Source organism: Celeribacter ethanolicus, assembly GCF_001550095.1.
In the GTDB taxonomy this organism is placed as follows: domain Bacteria; phylum Pseudomonadota; class Alphaproteobacteria; order Rhodobacterales; family Rhodobacteraceae; genus Celeribacter; species Celeribacter ethanolicus.
In genome coordinates, this window is sequence record NZ_LRUC01000010.1 from 1 (window position 1) to 22,167 (window position 22,167).

19 protein-coding genes are annotated in these 22,167 nt (G+C 62.9%); 8 read left to right on the top strand and 11 right to left on the bottom strand.

What is annotated here, in order from left to right; translation table 11 throughout:
- Positions 1-3 precede the first annotated feature (3 nt).
- The 5 genes from lpdA to NH195_RS04425 form a co-directional block, all read right to left on the bottom strand.
- Positions 4-1,398 (bottom strand): dihydrolipoyl dehydrogenase, encoded by a 1,395-nt coding sequence (lpdA, locus tag NH195_RS04405; protein ID WP_066703715.1) that lies wholly within the window; start codon positions 1,396-1,398, stop codon positions 4-6.
- Positions 1,399-1,611: 213 nt separating this feature from the next.
- Complete coding sequence (locus tag NH195_RS04410; protein ID WP_066703718.1) at positions 1,612-2,238, bottom strand: DUF924 family protein; 627 nt, start codon at positions 2,236-2,238, stop codon at positions 1,612-1,614.
- 86 nt (positions 2,239-2,324) lie between these two features.
- Positions 2,325-3,602 (bottom strand): MFS transporter, encoded by a 1,278-nt coding sequence (locus NH195_RS04415; protein ID WP_066703721.1) that lies wholly within the window; start codon positions 3,600-3,602, stop codon positions 2,325-2,327.
- A gap of 157 nt (positions 3,603-3,759) precedes the next feature.
- Complete coding sequence (queA, locus tag NH195_RS04420) at positions 3,760-4,821, bottom strand: tRNA preQ1(34) S-adenosylmethionine ribosyltransferase-isomerase QueA (RefSeq protein ID WP_066703724.1); 1,062 nt, start codon at positions 4,819-4,821, stop codon at positions 3,760-3,762.
- 26 nt (positions 4,822-4,847) lie between these two features.
- Positions 4,848-8,243: a YhdP family protein gene (locus tag NH195_RS04425; RefSeq protein WP_066703727.1), complete on the bottom strand. Its 3,396-nt coding sequence runs from the start codon at positions 8,241-8,243 to the stop codon at positions 4,848-4,850.
- An 87-nt stretch (positions 8,244-8,330) separates the two neighbouring features.
- Here NH195_RS04425 and bcp point away from each other — a divergent pair, with 87 nt between their 5' ends.
- The 6 genes from bcp to NH195_RS04455 all read left to right on the top strand — a co-directional run bounded on the left by bcp (position 8,331) and on the right by NH195_RS04455 (position 13,294).
- The gene (gene bcp / locus NH195_RS04430; RefSeq protein WP_066703730.1) at positions 8,331-8,789 is read left to right on the top strand and encodes a thioredoxin-dependent thiol peroxidase; all 459 of its coding nucleotides are present in this window, start codon (positions 8,331-8,333) and stop codon (positions 8,787-8,789) included.
- A gap of 10 nt (positions 8,790-8,799) precedes the next feature.
- Entirely contained in the window at positions 8,800-9,627 is an 828-nt protein-coding gene (locus tag NH195_RS04435) for a ferritin-like domain-containing protein (protein WP_066703733.1), read from the top strand.
- Positions 9,628-9,956: 329 nt separating this feature from the next.
- Positions 9,957-11,261, top strand: a complete 1,305-nt coding sequence (locus NH195_RS04440; protein WP_066703737.1) for a M23 family metallopeptidase — start codon at positions 9,957-9,959, stop codon at positions 11,259-11,261.
- A complete protein-coding gene (locus NH195_RS04445; RefSeq protein ID WP_066703748.1) occupies positions 11,251-11,799 on the top strand; it encodes a bactofilin family protein in 549 nt (182 codons plus the stop codon). Before NH195_RS04440 ends, NH195_RS04445 begins: the two co-directional genes overlap by 11 nt.
- A 106-nt stretch (positions 11,800-11,905) precedes the next feature.
- Positions 11,906-12,406 carry a hypothetical protein gene (locus NH195_RS04450; RefSeq protein ID WP_066703750.1) on the top strand — a complete coding sequence of 167 codons (501 nt, stop codon included), beginning with the start codon at positions 11,906-11,908 and terminating at the stop codon, positions 12,404-12,406.
- 3 nt (positions 12,407-12,409) lie between these two features.
- Entirely contained in the window at positions 12,410-13,294 is an 885-nt protein-coding gene (locus NH195_RS04455; RefSeq protein ID WP_066703752.1) for a DMT family transporter, read from the top strand.
- Here NH195_RS04455 and NH195_RS04460 read toward each other — a convergent pair whose 3' ends face one another.
- Entirely contained in the window at positions 13,295-14,065 is a 771-nt protein-coding gene (locus tag NH195_RS04460) for a DUF2189 domain-containing protein (protein WP_066703754.1), read from the bottom strand.
- A gap of 111 nt (positions 14,066-14,176) precedes the next feature.
- Positions 14,177-15,598, bottom strand: coding sequence for a divergent polysaccharide deacetylase family protein (locus NH195_RS04465; protein WP_066703757.1), 1,422 nt, complete (start codon positions 15,596-15,598; stop codon positions 14,177-14,179).
- Between the two features lie 217 nt (positions 15,599-15,815).
- Here NH195_RS04465 and NH195_RS04470 point away from each other — a divergent pair, with 217 nt between their 5' ends.
- Both NH195_RS04470 and trpD read left to right on the top strand, forming a co-directional pair.
- Positions 15,816-16,403: an anthranilate synthase component II gene (locus NH195_RS04470; RefSeq protein WP_066703763.1), complete on the top strand. Its 588-nt coding sequence runs from the start codon at positions 15,816-15,818 to the stop codon at positions 16,401-16,403.
- Positions 16,400-17,416, top strand: a complete 1,017-nt coding sequence (gene trpD, locus NH195_RS04475; protein WP_066703765.1) for an anthranilate phosphoribosyltransferase — start codon at positions 16,400-16,402, stop codon at positions 17,414-17,416. Before NH195_RS04470 ends, trpD begins: the two co-directional genes overlap by 4 nt.
- Before the next feature lie 134 nt (positions 17,417-17,550).
- On the opposite strand, the gene NH195_RS04480 is transcribed toward trpD, so the two are convergent.
- The 4 genes from NH195_RS04480 to NH195_RS04495 all read right to left on the bottom strand — a co-directional run bounded on the left by NH195_RS04480 (position 17,551) and on the right by NH195_RS04495 (position 22,066).
- A complete protein-coding gene (locus tag NH195_RS04480; RefSeq protein ID WP_066703768.1) occupies positions 17,551-18,945 on the bottom strand; it encodes a TRAP transporter large permease in 1,395 nt (464 codons plus the stop codon).
- 5 nt (positions 18,946-18,950) lie between these two features.
- The gene (locus NH195_RS04485; protein ID WP_066703771.1) at positions 18,951-19,640 is read right to left on the bottom strand and encodes a TRAP transporter small permease; all 690 of its coding nucleotides are present in this window, start codon (positions 19,638-19,640) and stop codon (positions 18,951-18,953) included.
- A gap of 115 nt (positions 19,641-19,755) precedes the next feature.
- On the bottom strand, positions 19,756-20,763 hold the full coding sequence (locus NH195_RS04490; protein ID WP_066703774.1) for a DctP family TRAP transporter solute-binding subunit: 1,008 nt from the start codon (positions 20,761-20,763) through the stop codon (positions 19,756-19,758).
- Positions 20,764-21,064: 301 nt separating this feature from the next.
- Positions 21,065-22,066, bottom strand: a complete 1,002-nt coding sequence (locus NH195_RS04495; RefSeq protein WP_066703777.1) for a DctP family TRAP transporter solute-binding subunit — start codon at positions 22,064-22,066, stop codon at positions 21,065-21,067.
- Between the last annotated feature and the right edge of the window lie 101 nt (positions 22,067-22,167).

Here is a 22,167-nt window from a genome sequence, read left to right on the forward strand (position 1 = left end):
CCCTCAAATATGCAGCGCCCGACCGTAAGCCGCCAACACCGCCTCATGCATCATTTCCGACATCGTCGGGTGCGGGAAGACCGTGTTCATCAGCTCTTCTTCCGTCGTCTCCAACGTCCGCCCGATCACGTAGCCCTGGATCATTTCCGTCACCTCGGCGCCCACCATATGCGCGCCCAAAAGCTCGCCCGTCTTGGCGTCGAACACGGTTTTCACCAGACCCTCGGCCTCGCCCATGGCGACGGCTTTGCCGTTGCCGATAAAGGGAAATTTGCCGACTTTGATCTCGTAACCCGCCTCTTTCGCCTTGTCTTCCGTCAGCCCCACAGAGGCCACTTGCGGGTGGCAATAGGTGCAGCCCGCGATCGAGTTCGGCTTGATCGGATGCGGGTGGAGGCCCGCGATCAGCTCGGCGACCATGACGCCTTCGTGCGACGCTTTGTGGGCCAGCCAAGGCGCGCCCGCGATGTCGCCGATGGCGAACAATCCGTCGACGCCCGTGCGGCAGAATTCGTCAGTCACGACATGCGTGCGGTCGATTTTCACGCCCGCCTCCTCGAGGCCCAGACCCTCGACATTGCCGACGATGCCGACCGCGGAAATCACCGTGTCGAACTCTTCGGTGGTGACTTTGCCGTCGGCTTCAAAATGCGCTGTGACCTTGCCTTTTGCACGGTCGAGTTTCTTCACGGTCGTCTTTTGCAGGATCTTCATCCCCTGCTTTTCGAACTGCTTTTTGGCGAAGGCGGAGATGTCTTTGTCTTCGACCGGCAGCACGCGATCCATCACTTCGACGACCGTCGTGTCGGCGCCCAAAGTGTTGTAAAAGCTCGCGAATTCAATGCCGATTGCGCCCGATCCGATGACCAGCAACTTCTTCGGCATCCGCGTCGGCACCAGAGCGTGGCGGTAGGTCCAGACCAGATCGCCGTCGGCCTCCAGCCCCGGCAGCTCACGCGCCCGCGCGCCGGTGGCGACGATGATGTTTTTGGCGGTCAAAGTCTCGGTGCCCTTGTCGGTTTTGACCTCGACCTTGCCTTTGCCCGCGAGCTTGGCCTCGCCCATGATCGCGGTGACTTTGTTCTTTTTGAACAGGGTCTTGATGCCGCCGTTCATCTGCGCCGCGACACCGCGCGAGCGCTTGACGATGGCGTCGAGATCAAAGCCGATGTCCCCCGCCGACAGACCGAATTCCTTGGCGCGGTGCATCTGGTGATAGACTTCCGCCGAGCGCAACAGCGCCTTGGTCGGAATGCAGCCCCAGTTCAGACAAATCCCGCCAAGGTTTTCGCGCTCGACACAGGCGACCTTGAGGCCAAGCTGCGCCGCACGAATGGCCGCAACATAGCCACCGGGGCCAGCGCCGATGACCACGAGGTCGAATGATGTGTCTGACATGAGGAATCCTCCCGAAACCAGTTTAGAGCGCTCCGCCCCGGTCCGAAAACCAGCAGGCAGCACAAATTAGTTTGACGCTAAACTATCTTGGGAGTCGGAGCAACGACCGGCAGAACTTCGCAAGCGAAAGGCTGCATCCCGCTCAACGCATAGCTTGAGCGGGAAACGCATAACTTGGGGTTTCCTTTGTAAATTTCCCTTGTAAATCAGGGATCAGGCCGCCACAGGGTCCATTTCGCGCAGCAGTGCCGGATAGCCACCCCGGCTCAGGAATGCCTGTTCGCTTTCCGTCGTGGCCCGCGACAGCGCCGCGTTGCGATAGGGGAAACGCCCGAACAGACGGATCACCTCGCGATGCGCACGGGCATGCAGCAGGTTGCCCGCTTCGCCCTTGAGACGTTCGAACATCAGCCGCACGCAGCGTTCCTGATCGGTCAGGCATTCGGAATGCATCAGCGGCAGATAGAAGAACTGCCGCGCGGGTGCGTCGATCCGCAGATCCCACCCCTTGTCCAACGCCGCCTTCGCCGCCGCCAGCGCCGCCCGGTCGGAGGCAAAGGCCCGCCCCGTTCCCCGGAACATGTTGCGCGACATCTGATCGTTCAGGATGATATAGGCCAGCGCCCCCGACGGGTAGGTGAGCCAGAGCGAATAGGCCCCTTCCTGCGCGTTCTGCCAAGTGACGAGGAACGCGTCCCGGATCGTCTGATCGAGCGCGTCATCCACCCGATACCAATCCACCGGGCTCAGCTCATCGAGCCAGAAGGCCAGAATTTGTTCCGGGGTTTTCTCTTGCCCCCCGATCGCGGTGTCCTGTGCTTCGGTCTGTGTGTGCGCCATCAGCCTCGCTCCTTTCGACGGCTTGCCTTTACGAAACCGTTACAAAGACCAAAGCACAAAGCAAGTTTATTATCAGAGACACCGCGTCACTTTGCCAAATGTTGCTCATGAACATCAGAAGCGCCCTCTTCCGCCCGTTCTATGGCCACTTCCTGTGCCACTTCGGCCGCGACCGGCGTGGTCGAAGGCATCACCGGAACATAGCTTGCGCTGTCTTCGACCGCGATCGCCGGACGACGCGTCATCCGCCAGAGCGCATAAAGCGCCACACCGGCCATCAGCACGATCTGGAACAGCCAGTATCCCCGTGGCCCGGTCACGCTCATCAGCCAACCGGCAATGAGCGGCCCCCCCACGGCACCGACACCGTTGATGAAGATCAACCCGCCGGAGGAGGCCGCCATATCCTCGGGCGCGAGGTAATCGTTGGTATGCGCAATCAACAGGGAATAAAGCGGGCTCGACATGCCCCCCGCCACGAAGCCTGCGACCAGCACGAGAATATATGTGCCCGCGAACATCGCGCCCAGAACGCAGGCCAGCGCCCCGACACCCGCCGCAGCAAAGATGACCTTGCGGCGATCGGAATGGTCAGACAGCCAGCCGATCGGCAACTGGAACACCAGCGCCCCGAGGTAGATCGCAGCCACGAACATGGAGATTTGCGACAGGTTGAAGGCGGCCTGCCCGCCGTATACCGCCGCCATGGCCATTTGCGAGGCGAAGACACCGCCCATGAGGAACATGCCGACACAGCCGAGTGGCGATGCCCTGAACAACTGGCGCAGGGTCATCGGTTTGGTGGTTTCGAAGGCCGGGGTGGGCGCGACCGACAACAGGATCGGCGCGAATGAGATCGACACCAGCACGGATGGGATAATGAAGAGGACGAAGCCCGACGGATCGCCCTGCGCCAGAATCCATTGCGCCAGGATGATACCGAGGGTTTGCACCAGCATATAGGCCGACAGCACCTTGCCGCGCATCTCGTTGGTCGTCGCATTGTTGAGCCAGCTCTCCGCCGTCACATAGACGCCGGAGAAACAGAACCCCAACACGATCCGCAGCGCGGTCCAGACCCAAGGATTGGTCACCACCGGAAACAGGATGAGCGCCGCCGAGATGAACGAGGCCAGCGCCGCGAAGACCCGCACATGCCCGACCCGGCGGATCAGCAGCGGCGCGGCCTGCGAACCGCCCAGGAACCCCGCGAAATAACCGGACATGACGATGGAGATTTCCAGCGTCGAAAACCCTTCGGCAACGCCGCGCACACCGAGCAGCGTGCCCTGAAGCCCGTTGCCGATCATCAGAAGGAGAATGCCGAGCAGCAGAGGCGAAGTATTGGCAAGAACGTAACGCATGGGGAGAGCCTAGGGGGATTCGGTGAAGGGGGAAACCACCCGGGCGCGGGAACGGTGATGTCCGTCCCGGGCCCGGATCGGGCGGATGGTCGCGTTAAGGTTAATCAGATTAAGGTTAACGCTTTGAGAAGGGGCCGAAGCTCGGCAAAGACCCGTCTCACGGCTCCTGCGGCAACAACAGGGATGCATCGCCATAGGAGAAGAAACGATAGCCCTCGGCAATGGCATGATCGTAGACCTGCCTGATCCGCTCCCGGCCCATCATCGCCGAGACAAGCATCATCAGCGTCGACTTCGGCAGGTGGAAATTCGTCATCAGCGCATCGGCGACACGAAACTCATAGCCCGGCTTGATGAAAATATCGGTCTCGCCCAAAAACGGTGCGATCACACCGGGCGCGGGCGCCGCACTCTCGATGAGTCGCAGCGCCGTGGTGCCCACAGGAATCACTCGCCCGCCACGCTGTTTGGTGGTGTTGATCTCGATGGCCGCACCTTCGGAAACCTCGCCCCATTCTGAATGCATCTTGTGCTGCGACACGTCATCGACCTTGACCGGCAGGAAGGTCCCCGCCCCGACATGCAGGGTCACATAGGTGAATTCGACGCCTTTGTCGGCCAGCGCCTTCAGGAGCGGTTGGTCGAAATGCAGCGACGCGGTGGGCGCCGCGACGGCACCGAGGTTCCTGGCCCAGACTGTCTGATAATCCGTCTTGTCCTGCTGGTCCGCCTTGCGTTTCGCCTCGATATAGGGTGGCAGCGGCATCGACCCCGCCGCATTCAGCGCCCGGTCGAAATCCTCTCCTGTGAGATTGAATTCCACCACCGCCTCACCGTCTTCCTTCGCAATCAGCCTGGCCGCGAGATCGTCGGAAAACCGGACCTCCTCGCCCTCCCTGATCTTTTTCAACGGCTTGATCAGCGTTCGCCACTGGCCCGGCGTGGCCTGCGGTTCCAGAAGCGTGACCTCGATCTTCGCCTCCTGCCAACCCTGTGCCGTATCGCGCCCCCGCTTGCCCGTCAGGCGTGCGGGTAGCACCTTGGTGTCATTCAGGACCAGACGGTCGCCGGGGCGGAACCACTCCAGAAGATCCGTCACATGCCCGTCCACGATCCGCGTCGGCGTCGCCACCAAAAGACGCGCGGACGAGCGCGGCTTGGCGGGACGGGTTGCAATCAGCCCCTCGGGCAGTTCGAAATCGAAATCGGACAGTTTCATGGAACGCCTCAGAGCTTGTGGTCGCACTATTGGTCCCCGGCGGGTTTCTTGCGGAAGATATCCCGCAACGCGCCCGGGGTGAGAAGGGACAGCGGGTTGACCCCGACCGCCGGATGTTTCGCAGGACCGGTGAGCGTGTAGGTAAAGCCGAACAGACCTTCCCCCTTGCGCGATACGACCTGGCCCAGCGCATTGAGGAAATAGACCGGCGACACCACGCCCTGCAAATCCACCGTCCCGGCGCCGCTGTCATAGAGCCCTTCCATGGAAATGCCAAGCGACGGACCTTCGGCCGAGCCCTCCCGCACCGTCAGCCGTCCGGGCTTCATGGTGAAATCGCTCTGCACATGGGAAAACAGGATACCGCCGCCGCCCGTCATCTGCTCGATCAGCCCCACGACCGACACCGCCGAAAGCAATTCCGCCAGCGAGGGCGCGGAGAGCACCCGGATGTCACCGACCACCACCCGCCCGTCGTAGCTACCTTTCTCCGACAGCGCCGTGAGACCGATGTTCAGCGTCCCGCCCGCAGCACGTTCCAGAAGGCCCGAGGCCTGCACCACAGCCCCCGCGTCTTGCGAACTGGCGGTGATCGTGGGGCCGTGGGGGCCCGGACTCACGGTTCCTGTGAGCGGCCCCGTGCCATTGAGCAGGCCGCGAAACGATCCGGTCAGGCCGCCCGCCCCGGCCGACAGCCGCGCGGAGAACCCCGTAAGGTCCTGCGCTTCAGCGATCCGCAGCCGGTCAAGCTGCACCTCGATTGGCACAGCGGCCCCCGAAAGCGCGCCCGCACCGGAGCCGCCGAATGTGGCCCGTGGCAGGTTCAGCGTCCCGCCGGTGATCGCCACTTTCACGGGGTTGCCCTTGCCCTGCCCGATCAACACCGCAGGGACATCGAGCCAGCTCCCCAAGCGCACGCGCCCAAAGGCCAGCCGATCGAACTGCCCGCCCGTGGTCAGCGTGAGCCGTCCCTCCGTGGCTTCGAGCCCCGCGCCCTTGAGCGTCAGGGCCGTGATCTCCGGCTGCGTCCCCGCCCTGCCCTCAAGGCTCAGAAGCCCCTTGGTCCCCGCCGGTTTGCCCCATCCGAGAGGCGCAAAGGACAGGCGCAGCCCCGAGAGATCGGAGGTGAGTGCGAATGTCGGCGGTTGCCCCTGGCGCAGGGCAACCGAGAGATCACCCCAGCTCTCTCCCGCCACCATGCCCGCTGGCAATGCGATGCCGAAGGTGTCGAGCAGCGCCTGGTTGATCCGCGCCCGTCCCGTCATGTCGGATTTGCCGCGATTCTCCGGCCCGAAGGCCTTGCGCCACTGCCCCGCCATCTGCGCCGTGCCGATGCGCGCCTCGCCCGCGACCGAAAGCCCCGACGGATCCACCGTCAGCCGCAACTGATCAGCGGAGAGCACCTGTCCAGGCATGAGCTGGTCGGAGGACACGTCGCTCAACACCCCGTTCAGCAGGTAATTCACATCCGACGGCATCACCTTCTGAATCAACGGCAGGGCGATCCGGCCGTGCAGCTCCGCCTGCCCCTTCGCCACATCCGGGCCAAAACTCGCTTCTTTCAGCACCGAGAACGGCGGCTCCGCCATCAGCGCCATGCCCGCCTCGATGCTGGAGCGGGTCTCAAGCCCGATTTCGATCCGCGCCGGTTTGGCATAAATATCCGGGATGCGCAGGGTGGTGCCCGCCACCTCGATCGCCCCGCCCGACGGGGCGGTGATCGCGCCGCCTGCCATGGTGATCGCCATCGCAGGCCCGAAAATCGCCCCATGCCCCGCCCCGCCCTCGACCGGCGGCTGGCTTTTCATGAAGCGCAGATCAAGATCCTCGAAATCCCAGTCGAGCGCCAGCACCGGCTGGCTTTGCCCCGGGTTGAACCGCAGCGCCAGATCCAGATCGCGATAGGTCGCGCTCCGAATGTTTTCCGCCATCCAGTCCCGGGTCTTGGACACGGCGGCAGGCGGCCAGAGCGCCAGAAGCTGCACGATGCTCATCTTGTCGACCGACAGATCGAGCCCCGCCTGCCATCCGTCTGGCGTGACTTCCGCCCGGCCCTTGCCGCGCAGCCAGAGGTCGCCCTCGGGCGTCGTCTGTCCCAGATCTATCTGACCGACATCAAGCCGGAAGGGGGCCAGCCTCAGCCTTGCATCGACCATGGCCTGATCGAACACCAAAGGCGCGTCGAACATCCCTTCGGGCGACACCTTGAGTTCGGAAAACTGCCATTGCCCGGTGAAACTCTGCGGCCAGTTGTTTTCGAAATCGCCCAGAAGCACATGCCCCCGCCCGGTCATCTCCAGCGCATCGGTGGTAAGCCGCAGCTCGGGAAAGTCGATCCGCTCGCGTTTCGGGTCGTAATCGAAATAGCCGCGCGCGCCCTCGAAGGCGATCGGCTCCGCGCCCTCGCCCGCCACGATCCGCCCCGGCGCAATCGCCAGCGTGCCGGTGTATTGCGACAGTTGCCCCTGTCCGTCGATCTCGGCGCGCATCGAGGCCGACAGCGGGGCATCGACCACCGAGAGAAACGACAGCGCCGGGCTTTGCAGCGCGAAATCGCGGGTCGGCGCGCGCTCCATGTCGAGCGAAATCGTCGTCGCCAGAGAGCCCTTGGCGGAGGCGAAACCAAGCGCGATGCGCGACAGCTCTTCCGTGCCGTTGAACAGTTCGAAATCGAGCGCCATATCAAGCAGTTGGCCTGTGTTTTTCAGGACGATCCCGGCATCCGTCGCCTGCCAGATCCGCCCTGAATGCGCATCCTCGAGCGTCACGGTGATCTCGCGGGCCTCAACCCGGGAGATATCCGAAAGCGGTGCCCTGGAGAAGGCGGTGTCGATGGCTTCGAGCACTTCGATGCCCGACCCGGCCACCCCCTGCGCACCGCCGAAATCGAGCGCGAATGTGCCATCGGCACGCCGCCGCACGGTAATCTGCGCCCCCGAGAGCCGCAGCGTGTCGGGTTGCAGCCGCCCCGACTTCAGCGCCTCTTTCGACAGCACCGCACGCAAGCTGTTGAGCCGCCCAATTTCCGCCCCGGAGGCGTCGATGATGCCGACATTGCGGGCGGTCACACGCGGCACGAAATTGCGATCGACCACGGCGTCGATCTGGCCGATGGAGACCTGCGGCCCGTCGAGCTTGTGGTTGATCCCGGCCTCGATCCGCGACGTCAGAGCCTCGGGGAAAGTGACCACCCGCCCGGTGAAGGCCAAAACCGCCAGACCCGCAAACAGCACCATGACCAGCATCAGCGCACCCGTCCAGATCCCGATCTTGTGATGGGTCTTCAAGGGCTTGCGCTTAGGCTGTTCGGGCGTGCCCGGCGGCTCTTCGGCGTGGTTTTCGGTCTCGTCGGACAAAATCGGCTCGTTGATTTTCCTGCGGGTCGTCTTGCGGCGACGACTGTCGGTTTCATCTTGTCGCAATGCGGCCTAAAACGAAAGCCAAGCGCATTGCAACTCCCTGTGCAACATCCTGTGCAACTCACGAATGCCTGATGAGAGGAAAACACCATGATCGACGCCGGAACCATGGCCCCCGATTTCACCCTACTCCGCGATGGCGGCGACAGCGTCACCCTGTCGGCGCTGCGTGGTCAGAAGGTGGTGCTGTATTTCTACCCCAAGGACAACACCCCCGGCTGCACCACCGAAGCGCTGGATTTCACCGCGCTCAAGGACGAGTTCGCCGCCGCCGGTGTCGCGGTCTTCGGAATTTCCAAGGATTCCGTGAAGAAACACGAGAATTTCTGCGCCAAGCATTCCCTCGGCATCCCGCTCTTGTCCGATGAGGCTGGCACGGTCTGCGAGGATTACGGTGTCTGGCAGGAAAAAAAGAACTACGGCAAGACCTATATGGGCATCGTGCGGTCGACCGTGCTGATCGACGAGACCGGCAAGGTCGCGCAGGTCTGGGACAAGGTCAAGGTTGCGGGCCATGCGGCCGATGTGCTCGAGGCCGCCAGGGCATGAGCCACGCACAATGACACTGACGCTTGCAGGCATGGCCGAAGAGGTGCTGCGCACCGCCGATGGCCGGGAAAAGACCGCACTGTCGCATCGCTACGCCGCGATGTGGCGCGAAAGCCGTGCCGCCGGGGCTCCGATCCCGCTCGGCACGGCCTATCCGCCGATGCAACCCGCCCGCCCCGCAAAACCCGAACTTTTGGCTCCGCGCGACGTGCCCAAACGCAAGCCCGGAAGCCCCGAGGGGCGCAAGGCGATCCTGCATGCCATTGCACATATCGAACTGAATGCCGTCGATTTGCACTGGGACATCGTCGCCCGCTTTACCGGTATCGACATGCCGCCCGGATTTTACGACGACTGGGTGAAATCGGCCGATGAAGAAAGCAAGCATTTCAATCTGGTCTGTGACCGCTTGGAGGCGATGGGGTCGTTTTACGGCGATCTGCCCGCCCATGCCGGGATGTGGCGCGCCGCCGAGGACACGGCGGAGGACATCATGGGCCGCCTCGCGGTCGTACCCATGGTGTTGGAGGCACGCGGGCTCGATGTGACGCCGGGGATGATCAAGATCTTTCAAAACGCCAAGGACCCGGAAACGGTCGCAGCCCTCGAAGTGATCTATGCCGAGGAGGTCGGCCATGTCGCCTATGGCGCGAAGTGGTTCAACTTCCTCTGCGGCCGACAGGGGCTCGATCCGAAAGACGAATTCCACGGCCTGATCCGGCGCTATTTCCCTGGCGGCACCAAACCGCCGTTCAACGATGAAAAGCGCGCCGAGGCCGGACTGCCGCCGGATTTCTACTGGCCCCTGGCCGATGAACTGCCGCCTGCCTGGAATTGACGCCCACGGCGCAGCGCGCGGCCTGCGGCAGCCCGTCGCAGCCCCTCGCCAACGCACCGAAGCGTGACCGCTAACATCGGCGAAAAACCGCCCACATCCTGAGCTTTCCGGCTGGAATCCCCCGCATCCCACCTCCGAGGAGGCAAAAAAGTTGCCCCTTTGGTCCCGCTTCGCTAACAGGGGGCAACCGCTTTCGAGTGACGGACATGAAGCTCCGCATGAGACGGATCGTCCTTTGTTTCAGGCCGGGTGCGACACGCTCCCGTCCGAGAGTACATGGTGCAAAGCGGGTCGAGGGAACGGGATAAGAGAACGGCAACGACAAGACGATGATCAGAAAGCTCAATCACCTGCTTGAGCGCAGATTCCCCGAGCGTCGGGTGTTTCTGCGGTCCGACAACGACACGCGGTATCTGCGGATCACGCCCCTCACCCAAGTGGTGGCCATCACCGGGTCCACGGTGTTCGCGACCTGGATGATCATTGCCACGGCGATCCTCCTGATGGACAGCATCGGCTCCGGCAATCTGCGCGAACAATCGAGCCGCGATCTGGTCCTGTTCGAGACCCGCGTGGCGGAACTGGCCCATGAACGCGACATGCGCGCCGAAGAAGCCGCCGCCGCTCAGGCCCGGTTCAACACCGCGCTCGCCCAAATCTCAGATATGCAGAGTCAGCTTCTCGCCTCCGAAGAGCGGGTGCGCGAGCTGGAAAAAGGCGTCGACGTGGTGCAGACCAACCTGCGCCGCGCGCTCAAGGATCGCGATGCCGCCGAGGCCGACAAGGCCCAGCTCATCGCCCAACGCGACGGCGGCACGGCGGCGGCCAATGGCATGAGCGCCGAAGAGGTCGAGGCCACAGTCGACGTGCTGGCCGCAGCGCTGGCCGATACCGCCGCCGAGCGCGACGAGATGGTGGTTTCCGCCAGCCGTGCCCTTCAGATGGCCGACAATCTGGAGACCGATCTCAAGCTGATGGAAGAAAAGAACGACCGGATCTTCACCCAGCTCGAAGATGCGGTGACAATTTCCGTCGCGCCTCTGGACAAGATGTTCAAATCCGCCGGCATGGACCCCGAGCACCTGATCGCCACAGTGAAAAAGGGCTACTCCGGTCAGGGCGGCCCCCTCACACCGATCACATTCTCCACCAAGGGCGGCATGATCGACCCGGATTCGATGCGCGCCAATGCGATCATCGACAAGATGGACCGGCTCAATCTCTACCGCATCGCCGCCCAGAAAGCACCCTTCGCCCTGCCGCTGAAAGACGCGTTCCGCATGACCTCTCCCTTCGGACCGCGCTGGGGCCGGATGCATGAGGGACAGGACTTCGCCGCCGCCTACGGCACCCCGCTTTATGCCACCGCCGATGGTGTCGTGACCTTCGCGGGCTGGCAATCGGGCTACGGGCGTCTCGTCAAGATCCAGCACGAATTCGGCATCGAAACCCGCTATGGCCACCAGTCCCAAATTCTCGTGAAAGTCGGGCAAAGGGTCTCGCGCGGCGAACAAATCGGTGCTATGGGAAATTCCGGCCGCTCGACCGGCACGCATCTTCACTATGAAATCCGTGTCCAGGGCAAGGCCGTCGATCCGATGACTTATATTAAGGCTGCCAACGATGTTTTCTAAAAGCAGAATCAACGAACCGGGCCCGAAACAGGGCGATGACGCGAAGAAACCCGAGGCGGCGGCCACGAAGCCCCCTCTGCCGAAGACGCCTGTGCCCGACTATGCGGCCACGTCCGCGAAACCGAAGCCCGCAGCTTCGGTGCTGTCCTCCGACCTCACCGTCGTGGGCAATCTCAAGACCACCGGCGACATCCAGATCGAAGGTACGGTCGAGGGCGACATCCGCGCGCACCTGCTGACCGTCGGCGAAAGCGCCACGATCCGCGGCGAAGTGATCGCCGATGACGTCGTGGTGAACGGTCGCATCGTGGGCCGCGTGCGCGGTCTGAAAGTCCGCCTGACCTCGACCGCGAAGGTCGAAGGCGACATCATCCACAAAACCATCGCCATCGAGAGCGGTGCGCATTTCGAAGGCTCCGTCCAACGGGCCGACGATCCGCTCGCCACCGGCGCGAAACCGGCCCCGTCGACTGCGCCCGCGGCGGCGCAGACCTCTGCCGCCGTGTCGAAAGCGACCGCAGCCGCCAAAGGCGAATAAGCCTTCCGGCACGAGAATGCGAAAGGCGGTCTTCGGGCCGCCTTTTTTCATGCTTGAACCGCCCCGCCGCCTCCGCCATCGTGGGAAGAGACAACCCGGAGTCCCCATGCCCGCCGAAGCCCTGCGCCAGCTTGAAAAAGTCGCCAATCTCTATCTTTCGGATTTTCGCATGGGGCGGTTCGACGAACGTCGCCTGACCGCGATTTTCGACGAGGGCATTCCCGGCGAACCGGGGCCTGCCCAGACCGGCAGTTCGGTGATCGACGACATCCTGGGGCCGGTTTCCGCCATCGAGGTCCGCCCCGGCTCGCGCCGCTTTACGCTTCGATTCGACGAATACGTGTCCTTCAAGATCACCGACGAGAGCCAGATGAGCAGCGATCCGGAGACGGCGGAAAGCCACGCCAGCCTGTTTCGCGAGAACCCCTCCGCCGTTTTCCTGCGCCACGTCAAGCAGGGGCTGCATTGGGAGGATGACCGCATTCCGCTCTATCACTACTGCGTCGTGGCGCTGAACCATGTGCTCGAAGTCGTCACCTCCCTGCCCCCCGATGCGGAGATGCAGGTGCTCGGGCCGGATGATTTTCCCGACGGCACCGACGTTTAACCCATGTCCCTGTCAACGGACCCAACGGCCCTGAAAGCGGGCAATCTCAAGGGCGCGCTGCTGATGGTGCTCGCCATGTTCCTGTTTTCGCTCGAGGACATGGCGATCAAAACCGTCACCGCGCATTTGCCCGTCGGTCAGGTGCTCACCCTCTTCGGCACAGGCGGCATGGCGGTCTTTGCCGTGCTGACCGCGCGACGGCGCGAGCGGCTGATCCATCCGGTGATGGCCGAACGCGTGATGCTGATCCGCGCGGTGTTCGAGGTCATGGGACGAGTGTTCTTCACCCTGTCGCTGGCGCTCACCGCGCTTTCCACCACCTCCGCCATTCTGCAAGCCACGCCTCTGGTGGTGGCCGCCGCCGGTGTGGCGCTCTTTCACGAGCGGGTTACTTTGGGCCGCTGGGCCTTGATCGCGCTTGGCTTTGTCGGCGTGCTTCTGGTGATCCGCCCCGGTCTCGACGGGTTTACCCCGCTCTCCATCCTCGCTGTTCTCGGCATGATCGGCTTTGCCGGGCGCGATCTCGCCACCCGCGCCGCCCCCGCGGTGCTGTCCTATGCCCAGCTCGGGCTGACCGGCTTTGCCGCGCTCGTGCTCTCCGGTCTGGCGCTCACGCTTTGGAGCGGCGGCTGGCTCCTGCCCACCCTGCCCGATCTGGCCGCGCTTAGCCTTGCCGTGGCGGTCGGGGTTGGCGCCTATACCGCTTTGACCATGGCGATGCGCATGGGCGAGCTGTCGGTGGTCACACCGTTTCGCTATGTGCGGCTGCTGTTCGCGATGATCCTCGGTGCACTCGTGTTTGGCGAACGCCCGGATGCGTTTGAGCTGATCGGCGGCGCGGTCATCGTCGGCACCGGCGTGCTGTTGATGCTCACCGCGCGGCGCTGATCAGACAAGCGCCCGGCGATAGAGATGCCACGTTGCGTGGCCAAAGACCGGCAGCGCCACGAACAGCCCGAGAAACATTGGCAGCATCGCGAGAAAGGTCAGCCCGGCGATCAGCGCGGCCCAGACCAGCATGACGAACAGGTTCTCCCGCACCACCCGGAGCGAACAGAGCATGGCGGTGACGAAATCGACCTCGCGCTCCAGAAGGTGCGGCAAGGAGGTGACCGTCAGTGAGAACAGTACAAAGGCCAGAACCCCGCCAACGCCCAGCTCGACCGCGATCATCATCAGCCCGTTGGGGGTCAGGAAGACCTCGTAGGAGGAGCTGATGTTGGTCATCACCGACAGCCCCATGAAGAGCGCGAAGATCATATGGGCGAGGAAGGACCAGAACAGCACATAGATGACGATGATCGCCCCCATCCACGGGATTTGCCGGTCGCGTTCGGCGGCCACCGAACCGAGGATCTTGCGCCAGTCCAGCGGCTCGCCACGCTCCATCCGGCGCGACACCTCATAAAGCCCGACGGCTGCGAAGGGCGCGAACATCGGGAAGGCCAGCGAGACCGCGAAGGTCCAGAGCACCGTCCCCGCGCCGAAGATCACAAAGCCGAGCCCGATCAGCACATAAATCCCCGCGAAGAAACAGCCGAAACCGGGCGCGCGCCGAAAATCCCGCCATCCTTCCCGAAGCGCCGCACCGAGATCGGCAAGCGTCAAACGTGCCACATCTGGCAACGGGGCCGCCGCCACCGCCGTCATATCTGTCATTGAAATGTCCTCCCTGCCGGACTTGCCGCCGGTCTGCCTCAAAGAGAGGACAAAATGTCGCGCCCTGTCAAGCATCGCCCCCGCCGCAGCGCGGCGAGGCAAGAGACGGATTTACAGGGGCGTGCGGCTCAAAAGATAGGACAGCGGCACCATGGTTACGGTCGCGGCGCGGTTGCCCAGCGACCATTCCGCAAGCGCCTGTAGCGTCTCTTGGCGTGAGCGCCCCAAAAGCACCACGGTCTTGCCGGTGCCCGCCTGAAATGCCGCCTGATCGAGGAAGCGCTTGATCGCCGCCACATCCTGCCCCTGCCCGTCGAGATCGCGGAATACGAGGGCCGCGGGCGCCTTGGCGCGCTGTGCTTCCTGTTCCATCGCGTTCAGCCCGCGCGGGAAGGTCACAAGACCCCGCCCGCTGTCCTGCGCGGTCGCGACCACCTGAGCCGCGACCTGACGCGACGTCTGGAACGTGCCAGAAGGCACATCGAGGAAACCGATGGAGACCGGCACCAGTTCGGCGGCCTGCGACAGCGTCACGGCGGCATCCTGCGGCGTCGCACCTTCGGGCAGACCGATCATCGCCATCACTTCGAGCCCCTTGTCACGATAGGCCATGGCGCGCTCTCCGGCCTGTCGGGCCAGCGCATCGACCGCGAAGCTCACCGGGAACGGCAGGTTCGCAAGCGTCTTGTCCTCCGGGCCAAGCTCCCCAATGTCCATCAGGATCACGCTCATCACCGGCCCCGGCGGGGTGGCGGTGTAATTGGCGGAATAGGCCAGAAGGGCGGGCAAATCGTCGGCGATCACCACCGGGGCACTCGCCTCGGCTTGCGAAGTCGAAGAGCCGGAAATCGACGGCAGGCGAGAGGAAACGCGGCTGTCCGCGCGGTCGGTGAAACTGCCAGCCTGATGGCCGGGCATCACCGCCGTGGCCGGTCCCTCTTCGAGCGCGGCGTTCGGGGCAGGTTCCATGTCGACCCCGTCGAGCATGATCTCCGGCGTGGCCGTCTCTGTGCCGACCTCAGGCCTCTCCGGCGCTTCGGGTGCGACATCCGTCCCCTCGGGCAGCGGGGCCGCCTCCGGAAGAGCCTCCTCGGCAGAGGGCAAGGCCTCAGGCGCGGAGGCTTCCGGCGCCATAGCCTGCGGCGGTGTCAGGACCGGATCGCTTGGCGTGCTCACGACCGCGCCCAGCTCTCCGGCCTCGGGAGTTTCGAGCGCCTCAGGCACGGTGATCGCCGGGGCCTCGGCCGCTTGCTCGGACACCTCCGGGCGGAGTTCCGTCCCTTCCGGCGCCTGCATCTCAGGCTGCGCTTCGGCGCGATGCGGATCGGCGGCGGGCGCATCGGGCGTCACCTCTGTGCTGCGCTCTGTCGCGCGTTCTGCCCCGGCTTCCGGCGCGTCTGGCAGATTTTCCGTCACGGCGGGCGCAGGTACGGGCGTCAGGTTGACCGGAGCGGCGATTTCATTGGCGAGTGTCAGGATGCCGAACCCCACGATCGCCCCCCAGATCACCCCTGTCAGAACTCCACGCCCCATTGCGCACTCCTTGCCTGTTGCACACCGCCTTTGCGGCCCTTTTCAACCGCGTGAAAGCCAAGGCATCCCCTTGACCCTCTGCGGCCCTTGTGAACATGTATAACCCGGCTTAAAGGCGGGATCATCCCCCTTTGAGCGCTTTGCCGCCCGGCGTGCGAAACACCGCGCCCGGGTGGCTTGATTTCCGGCGTTTGCACGCACGTAAAGGACTGCGACCATGCTGCTTCTGATCGATAACTACGACAGTTTCACCTATAATCTCGTGCATTACATCGGCGAGATCGGGTGGCAGGCCAATGTGGTCCGCAATGACGCGCTGAACGTGCAGGAGGCCATGGCGCTGCGCCCTTCCGGCATCGTTTTGTCGCCCGGGCCGAAAACGCCGACAGAGGCTGGCATCTGCGTGCCGCTCATCCATGCCGCAGCCGAAGCGAAGATCCCACTCTTTGGCGTCTGTCTGGGCCATCAGGCCATCGGCGAGACCTTCGGTGGCAATGTCGTGCGCTGTCATGAGATCGTCCATGGCAAGATGGGCGAGATCTACCATGAGGACAAAGGCGTGTTCAAAGGCCTGCCCTCGCCGCTTCAGGGCACGCGCTATCACTCGCTGGTCGTGGATCGCGCCACCCTGCCCGACTGCCTCGAAATCACGGCGGAGCTGAAAGACGGCACGATCATGGGGCTGCGCCACAAGGAGCTGCCCATCGAAGGGGTGCAATTCCACCCCGAAAGCATCCGCTCCGAGCACGGCCACGAGATGTTCGGCAATTTTCTGAACCAATTGAAAGAGGACCAACCGGCATGAGCGATGCGATGAAACCCCTGATTTTCGCGGCCTCCGAAGGGCCGCTGAGCCGGGCGCAGGCCGAAGCCGCTTTCGAGCTTCTGTTCAATGGCGAGGCGACGCCCGCACAGATGGGCGGACTGCTCATGGCGCTCAGGGCACGCGGCGAGGCCGTCTCCGAATACGCCGCCGCCGCCAAGGTCATGCGCGATCACTGTGTCCATGTGAACGCCCCCGAGGGCGCGATCGACATCGTCGGCACCGGCGGTGACGGGCTTGGCACACTCAACATCTCCACCGCCTCGGCTTTCGTCGTCGCGGGCGCGGGCGTCACCGTCGCCAAACACGGCAACCGCAACCTCAGCTCCAAATCCGGCTCGGCGGATGCCATGTCGGTCAACGGCATCAACGTCATGGTCGGCAAGGATGTGGTCGAAGAGGCGATCAACGAGATCGGCATCGGTTTCATGATGGCGCCGATGCACCACCCGGCGATGAAATATGTCGGCCCCGTGCGGGTCGAACTGGGCTGCAAGACCATCTTCAACATCCTCGGACCGCTGACCAATCCGGCGGGCGTCAAACGCCAGCTCACCGGCGCTTTCGCCCCCGACCTGATCTGGCCGATGGCGGAAACGCTGCAAATGCTCGGCTCCGAGAAAGCCTGGCTGGTCTATGGTCACGACGGCATGGACGAGGTCTCGATCACCGGCGCGACATCTGTCGCCGCGCTCGACAATGGCAAGATCGGCTCGATGGAAATCCATCCGGAAGATGCGGGCCTCCCGGTTCACCCGCTCAAGGACATCCTGGGCGGCACGCCGGAGGAAAACGGCGCCGCGATGATGAACCTGCTCAAGGGCGAAACCGGCGCGTATCGCGATGCGGTCCTGATGAACTCCGCCGCAGCACTTGTGGTGGCCGACAAGGCCACGAACCTCAAGGAAGGCGTCGAGATCGCGTCTGAGAGCATCGCCTCCGGCGAAGCACTCAAACGCCTGCAAGCCCTGGCGGAACTGACCTCTCGCCACTGAGTTTCCTTTGCTGATCAAAATACTCACGGCGCGCCCTCTCAACCGGGTGCGCCGTTTTCATTTGAGTATTTTGCGCACAAAGGAGACGAAAAAGGGGCCCTAAGGCCCCTTAAACTTGTCCAGATCGAACACTCTTACTTCGTGATGATCTCCGGCCCCATCAGTGTCGTGGGCAGGTAGGTCGAGATCCATGGCACATAGGTGACGAGGATCAGGAAGACGAAGAGGATCGCGAGGAACGGCAGGGCGGCGCGGACCACGGCCATCATCGGCATCCCCGCAACGCCCGAGGTCACGAAGAGGTTGAGGCCCACCGGCGGGGTGATCATCCCGATCTCCATGTTCACCACCATGATGATGCCCAGGTGGATCGGATCGACGCCGAGTTCCATGGCGATCGGGAAGACCAGCGGTGCGACGATCACGATCAGCCCCGAGGGTTCCATGAACTGGCCACCGATCAGAAGGATGACGTTGACCATGATCAGGAACATGATCTTGCCGAAGCCCGCCGACAGCATGGCATTGGCGATCTGCTGCGGGATTTGTTCGTCGGTCAGCACATGTTTCAGGATCAGCGCGTTGGCGATGATGAACATGAGCATGATCGTCAGCTTGCCCGCATCGAACAGCGTGTGACGCGTGTCCTTGTGGAAGAAGGCGGTGATCAGCGCATAGGGTTTCGCCAGAAGGGATTTCGGCCCGGTGCCGTCGCGATCCGCCAGCGGCCCCATGTCGCGGTAGATGAAAGAGGCGACAAGGAAGGCATAGACGGAGGCCACCGCGGCGGCTTCGGTCGGGGTGAAGATCGCACCGGTGATGCCCGGAATGCCGTAGATGCCGACCATGATGATGACGATGAGCATCAGCCCCCAGAAGGCTTCGCGGAAGGAGCGGCCGATTTCGCTCCAGCCGGCCCAGTCGCCTTTCGGCAGGTTCTTGACCCGCGCGATGACATAGATCGCCAGCATGAGCATGGTGCCGGCCAAAAGCCCCGGAATGACGCCCGCAAGGAACATCCGCCCGACGGAGACGTCTGTTGCGGAGGCATAGACCACCATAACGATGGACGGCGGGATCAGAATACCCAAGGTGCCCGCGTTGGCGATGACACCGGCGGCGAAATCCTTGGTATAGCCCATCTGGCGCATCGCCGTGATGACGATGGAGCCGATGGCCACCACGGTTGCGGGCGACGAGCCGGACAGAGCGGCGAAGATCATACAAGCAAACACGCCCGCAATCGCCAGACCGCCGTGGAAATGCCCGACACAGGCGATGGCAAAGCGCACGATGCGTTTCGCCACACCGCCCGTCGACATGAACGACGAGGCGAGGATGAAGAAGGGGATGGCCAGAAGCGTGTAGTGACCGGCCATGGCCTGATAGAGCGACTGCGCCACGGAGGCCAGCGAAGTGTCGGAGAACACCAGCAGGAAGATCATGGAGGACAGGCCGAGAGAGACCGCGATCGGCACACCGATCAGCAACAGGCCCACCACCATGACGAAAAGAAAGACGACGTCCATTGGGATTATTCCTCGTATTCGCCGTGCGCCACGCGCTCGACTTCGTCTTCGGCCTCGTGGGACACGATAAGGCTGGATTGTTTGCCCGCCAGAATGCGGATCGTGGCCTGCACCACGCGCAAAAGCATCAGCGCCGCCGAGAAGGGGATGATGACATAGGGGACCACGCGCGGCAGCTTGTCATAGCTGTCGCCATAGTTGATCGCATCTTCGAGCCAGCGGAAGATGCCGAGCATGGGCACCTGATCGGTGATGTAAAACGCCCGGTCGCGCACGTTCTCGGTGAAGCCCAGCGGGAACCAGCGGCCTTCGGTCGGCTGCAACGCGGCAAAGGGGGCCCAGTAATCCCAGGCGCCTTTCATCAAGAGCATCGCATAGGCGAGACAGGCCAGCGCCGAAAGCACCGCCATGAGCCGCTGCCCCCGCGTTGGCAGCACGTTGATCAACGCGTCGACGCCCAGATGCGAGGTCTTCTTGAACCCGTAGGAAATTCCCAGAAGCACGAGCCAGGCGAAGAGGATCAGCACCACTTCGAGGCCCCAGATCAGGGAATGGTTGAACACGTAGCGCAGCACCACGTTGACGAAGGTGATGAGCGTCATCACGCCAAGGATCGCCGCGATGACGTTTTCCTCGAGCCCGTCGAAGAACTTCGCCACCGCCGATTTCGGCAGGTTGTCCTGATATTGTGTCATGGAGATTGACCCCTGTTGTCCCTCTGTCGGGTCCGGGGGACCCGTGGCATCCGGCATTGCGGATGCAGGCAAGGCCCCATCGTCATCGACGGGACCCTGCCATGATGATCAGCGCTCAGTGTTTGGCGTTGATTTCCTGCGCCAGCGCGATGTTGTCGGCGCCCACGTCATCGGTGAATTTCTCCCAGACGGGTTTCATCGCATCGACCCAGTCCTGACGCTGCTCCGGCGTCAGTTCGCGGATCACGCCACCGGCATCGAGAAGCGCCTGACGGTTGTCGGCGTCGACCTCGTTGATCGCGGCGTTGCGCTCGACGGTCACCTCGTGGAGGATGGTCGCAAGCTGGTCGCGGATGTCGGCGTCAAGCCCTTCCCACCAGTCGACGGAGGTCACAACCATGTAGTCCAGCAGACCGTGGTTGGTCTCGGTCACCCCGTCCTGCACTTCGAAGAACTTCTGGCCGTAGGTGTTGGACCAGGTGTTTTCCTGCCCGTCCACGACACCGGTTTGCAGCGCGCCGTAGACCTCGGAGAAGGCCATCGGCTGCGGGCTGGCGTCCAGCGCGTCCATCTGGGCGACGAGCACGTCGGAGGGCATCACGCGGAACTTGAGACCGGCGGCATCCATCGGTTCCAGAAGCGGTTTGTTGGCGGAGAATTGCTTCATGCCGTTGTGCCAGAACTCGAGGCCCAGAAGGCCGCGGCGCACCATCGATTCCTTCATCGCCTGACCGGCGTCGGAATTCTGGAATTCCTCGACAGCATCCATGTTCTTGAACATGAACGGCAGGTCGAAGATGCGGAACTGCTTGGTGAAGGTCTCGAATTTCGACAGCGACGGCGCGGCCATCTGAACGTCGCCCTGAAGCATCGCCTCGAGCACCTGGTCATCGTTGTAGAGCGTGGAGTTCGGATAGACCTCGACACAGGCCTTGCCGTCCATCTCGGCATTCACGCGATCGGCAAAAAGCTGGGCCGCGATGCCTTTCGGGTGCTTGTCGGTGTTGGTGACGTGGCTGAACTTGATCACCATCTCGCCGTCGTCGCAGCCCGCGGAGGCGAAAGCGGTGGTGGCGGTCACGGAAAGTGCCAGGGCGGTGGCGGCGGTAGCCAGGAATTTCATGTCTGTCCTCCCATCATGAAATCATATGTCGGTGGGGTGATCGGGCGGATTTCACCCGCTTCACTCTGCGACAGAGGAAACAAACCCGCCTGCGATCCGACAAGTATTCCTGTGAGATAGATGAAACTTTCTTGAAAACCATTTGGTTTCAGATTGTTACATGAAGGCAAAGACGCATAGCAGGCATGCATCTCACGCAAGTGTGCGATTTTCCGCACGCAAGAAAATTGCGTATGTGTGGAAAATCGCACAGTTCGACTCACGGCGCCTCTCGCGGCCCGGATCGCGCCGCGCAGCCTGTTCAATGCCGAGCGTTGATCTCCTGCGCCGCAGCGATATTCTCCGCCCCGACTTCGTCCTCGAACAGGCTCCAGACCGGTTTCATCGCTTCGACCCAGGCCCCGCGCTGTTCATCCGTCAGTTCGCGCACCACGCCACCGGCGTCGAGGATGCCCTGTTTCGCCTCCATGTTGACCCGCTCGGACTCGCCGTTGCGCGCCTGGGTCACCTCATGCAGGATCGTCGCGAATTGCGTGCGCACATCGTCCGGCAGGCTGTCCCACCAATCGACCGAGGTCACCACCATATAGTCCAGAAGAAGGTGATTGGTCTCTGTCACCCCGTCCTGAACCTCGAAGAATTTCTGGCCGTAGATGTTGGAATAGGTGTTCTGCTGGCCGTCCACCACGCCGGTCTGCAACGCGCCGTACACTTCGGGAAAAGCCATCGGCTGTGGGTTGGCTTTCAGCGCTTTCATCTGTTCGATGATCACCTCGGCGGGCTGCACCCGCATCTTCAGCCCTTCGAGATCGGAGGGCCAGAGAACCGGCCGGTCCGCCGTGATCTGTTTCAGCCCGTTGTGCCAGAACTCAAGCCCCAAAAGCCCGCGCCGCACCATGCCTTCTTTCATCGCCTGCCCGGTCTCCGAGCTCTGGAACTCGTCCACCGCGGCGATGTTCTTGAACATGAAGGGCAGATCGAAGATGCGGAACTGTTTCGTGAACGTCTCGAATTTCGACAGACTGGGCGCGGCCAGTTGCACATCGCCCTGCAACATCGCCTCAAGCACCTGATCGTCATTGTAGAGCGTGGCGTTCGGATAGATCTCCATACAGGCCTTGCCGTCCATTTCCGTGTTTACCCGATCCATCAACAGATTGGCCGCAATGCCTTTCGGATGCTTGTCGGTATTGACGATATGGCTAAACTTGATGACGATCTCGCCCGGATCGCAGGCCGCCACGGCCATGCCAGCAGACGAAACGAAGACGCCGGTCGCCAGCGCGCAAGTCAGAAATTTCATGATGTACCTCCCAAGGTTCCCCGGACCACTCCCTCCCGGGTTACGCTCAGAAGACAGGTGGACGTAGCGTCAAGCAATGTAACCCAAGGTATCGGGTCATG

What these genes read in the sequence shown, in the direction of transcription:
- NH195_RS04460 (WP_066703754.1), bottom strand. Translation starts at nt 14,065, where the DNA reads ATGACAGATATGACGGCGGTGGCGGCGGCCCCGTTGCCAGATGTGGCA.
- NH195_RS04480 (WP_066703768.1), bottom strand. Translation starts at nt 18,945, where the DNA reads ATGGACGTCGTCTTTCTTTTCGTCATGGTGGTGGGCCTGTTGCTGATC.
- lpdA (WP_066703715.1), bottom strand. Translation starts at nt 1,398, where the DNA reads ATGTCAGACACATCATTCGACCTCGTGGTCATCGGCGCTGGCCCCGGT.
- trpD (WP_066703765.1), top strand. Translation starts at nt 16,400, where the DNA reads ATGAGCGATGCGATGAAACCCCTGATTTTCGCGGCCTCCGAAGGGCCG.
- NH195_RS04450 (WP_066703750.1), top strand. Translation starts at nt 11,906, where the DNA reads ATGCCCGCCGAAGCCCTGCGCCAGCTTGAAAAAGTCGCCAATCTCTAT.
- NH195_RS04435 (WP_066703733.1), top strand. Translation starts at nt 8,800, where the DNA reads ATGACACTGACGCTTGCAGGCATGGCCGAAGAGGTGCTGCGCACCGCC.
- NH195_RS04495 (WP_066703777.1), bottom strand. Translation starts at nt 22,066, where the DNA reads ATGAAATTTCTGACTTGCGCGCTGGCGACCGGCGTCTTCGTTTCGTCT.
- NH195_RS04465 (WP_066703757.1), bottom strand. Translation starts at nt 15,598, where the DNA reads ATGGGGCGTGGAGTTCTGACAGGGGTGATCTGGGGGGCGATCGTGGGG.
- NH195_RS04410 (WP_066703718.1), bottom strand. Translation starts at nt 2,238, where the DNA reads ATGGCGCACACACAGACCGAAGCACAGGACACCGCGATCGGGGGGCAA.
- bcp (WP_066703730.1), top strand. Translation starts at nt 8,331, where the DNA reads ATGATCGACGCCGGAACCATGGCCCCCGATTTCACCCTACTCCGCGAT.
- NH195_RS04485 (WP_066703771.1), bottom strand. Translation starts at nt 19,640, where the DNA reads ATGACACAATATCAGGACAACCTGCCGAAATCGGCGGTGGCGAAGTTC.
- queA (WP_066703724.1), bottom strand. Translation starts at nt 4,821, where the DNA reads ATGAAACTGTCCGATTTCGATTTCGAACTGCCCGAGGGGCTGATTGCA.
- NH195_RS04445 (WP_066703748.1), top strand. Translation starts at nt 11,251, where the DNA reads ATGTTTTCTAAAAGCAGAATCAACGAACCGGGCCCGAAACAGGGCGAT.
- NH195_RS04490 (WP_066703774.1), bottom strand. Translation starts at nt 20,763, where the DNA reads ATGAAATTCCTGGCTACCGCCGCCACCGCCCTGGCACTTTCCGTGACC.
- NH195_RS04470 (WP_066703763.1), top strand. Translation starts at nt 15,816, where the DNA reads ATGCTGCTTCTGATCGATAACTACGACAGTTTCACCTATAATCTCGTG.
- NH195_RS04440 (WP_066703737.1), top strand. Translation starts at nt 9,957, where the DNA reads ATGATCAGAAAGCTCAATCACCTGCTTGAGCGCAGATTCCCCGAGCGT.
- NH195_RS04415 (WP_066703721.1), bottom strand. Translation starts at nt 3,602, where the DNA reads ATGCGTTACGTTCTTGCCAATACTTCGCCTCTGCTGCTCGGCATTCTC.
- NH195_RS04455 (WP_066703752.1), top strand. Translation starts at nt 12,410, where the DNA reads ATGTCCCTGTCAACGGACCCAACGGCCCTGAAAGCGGGCAATCTCAAG.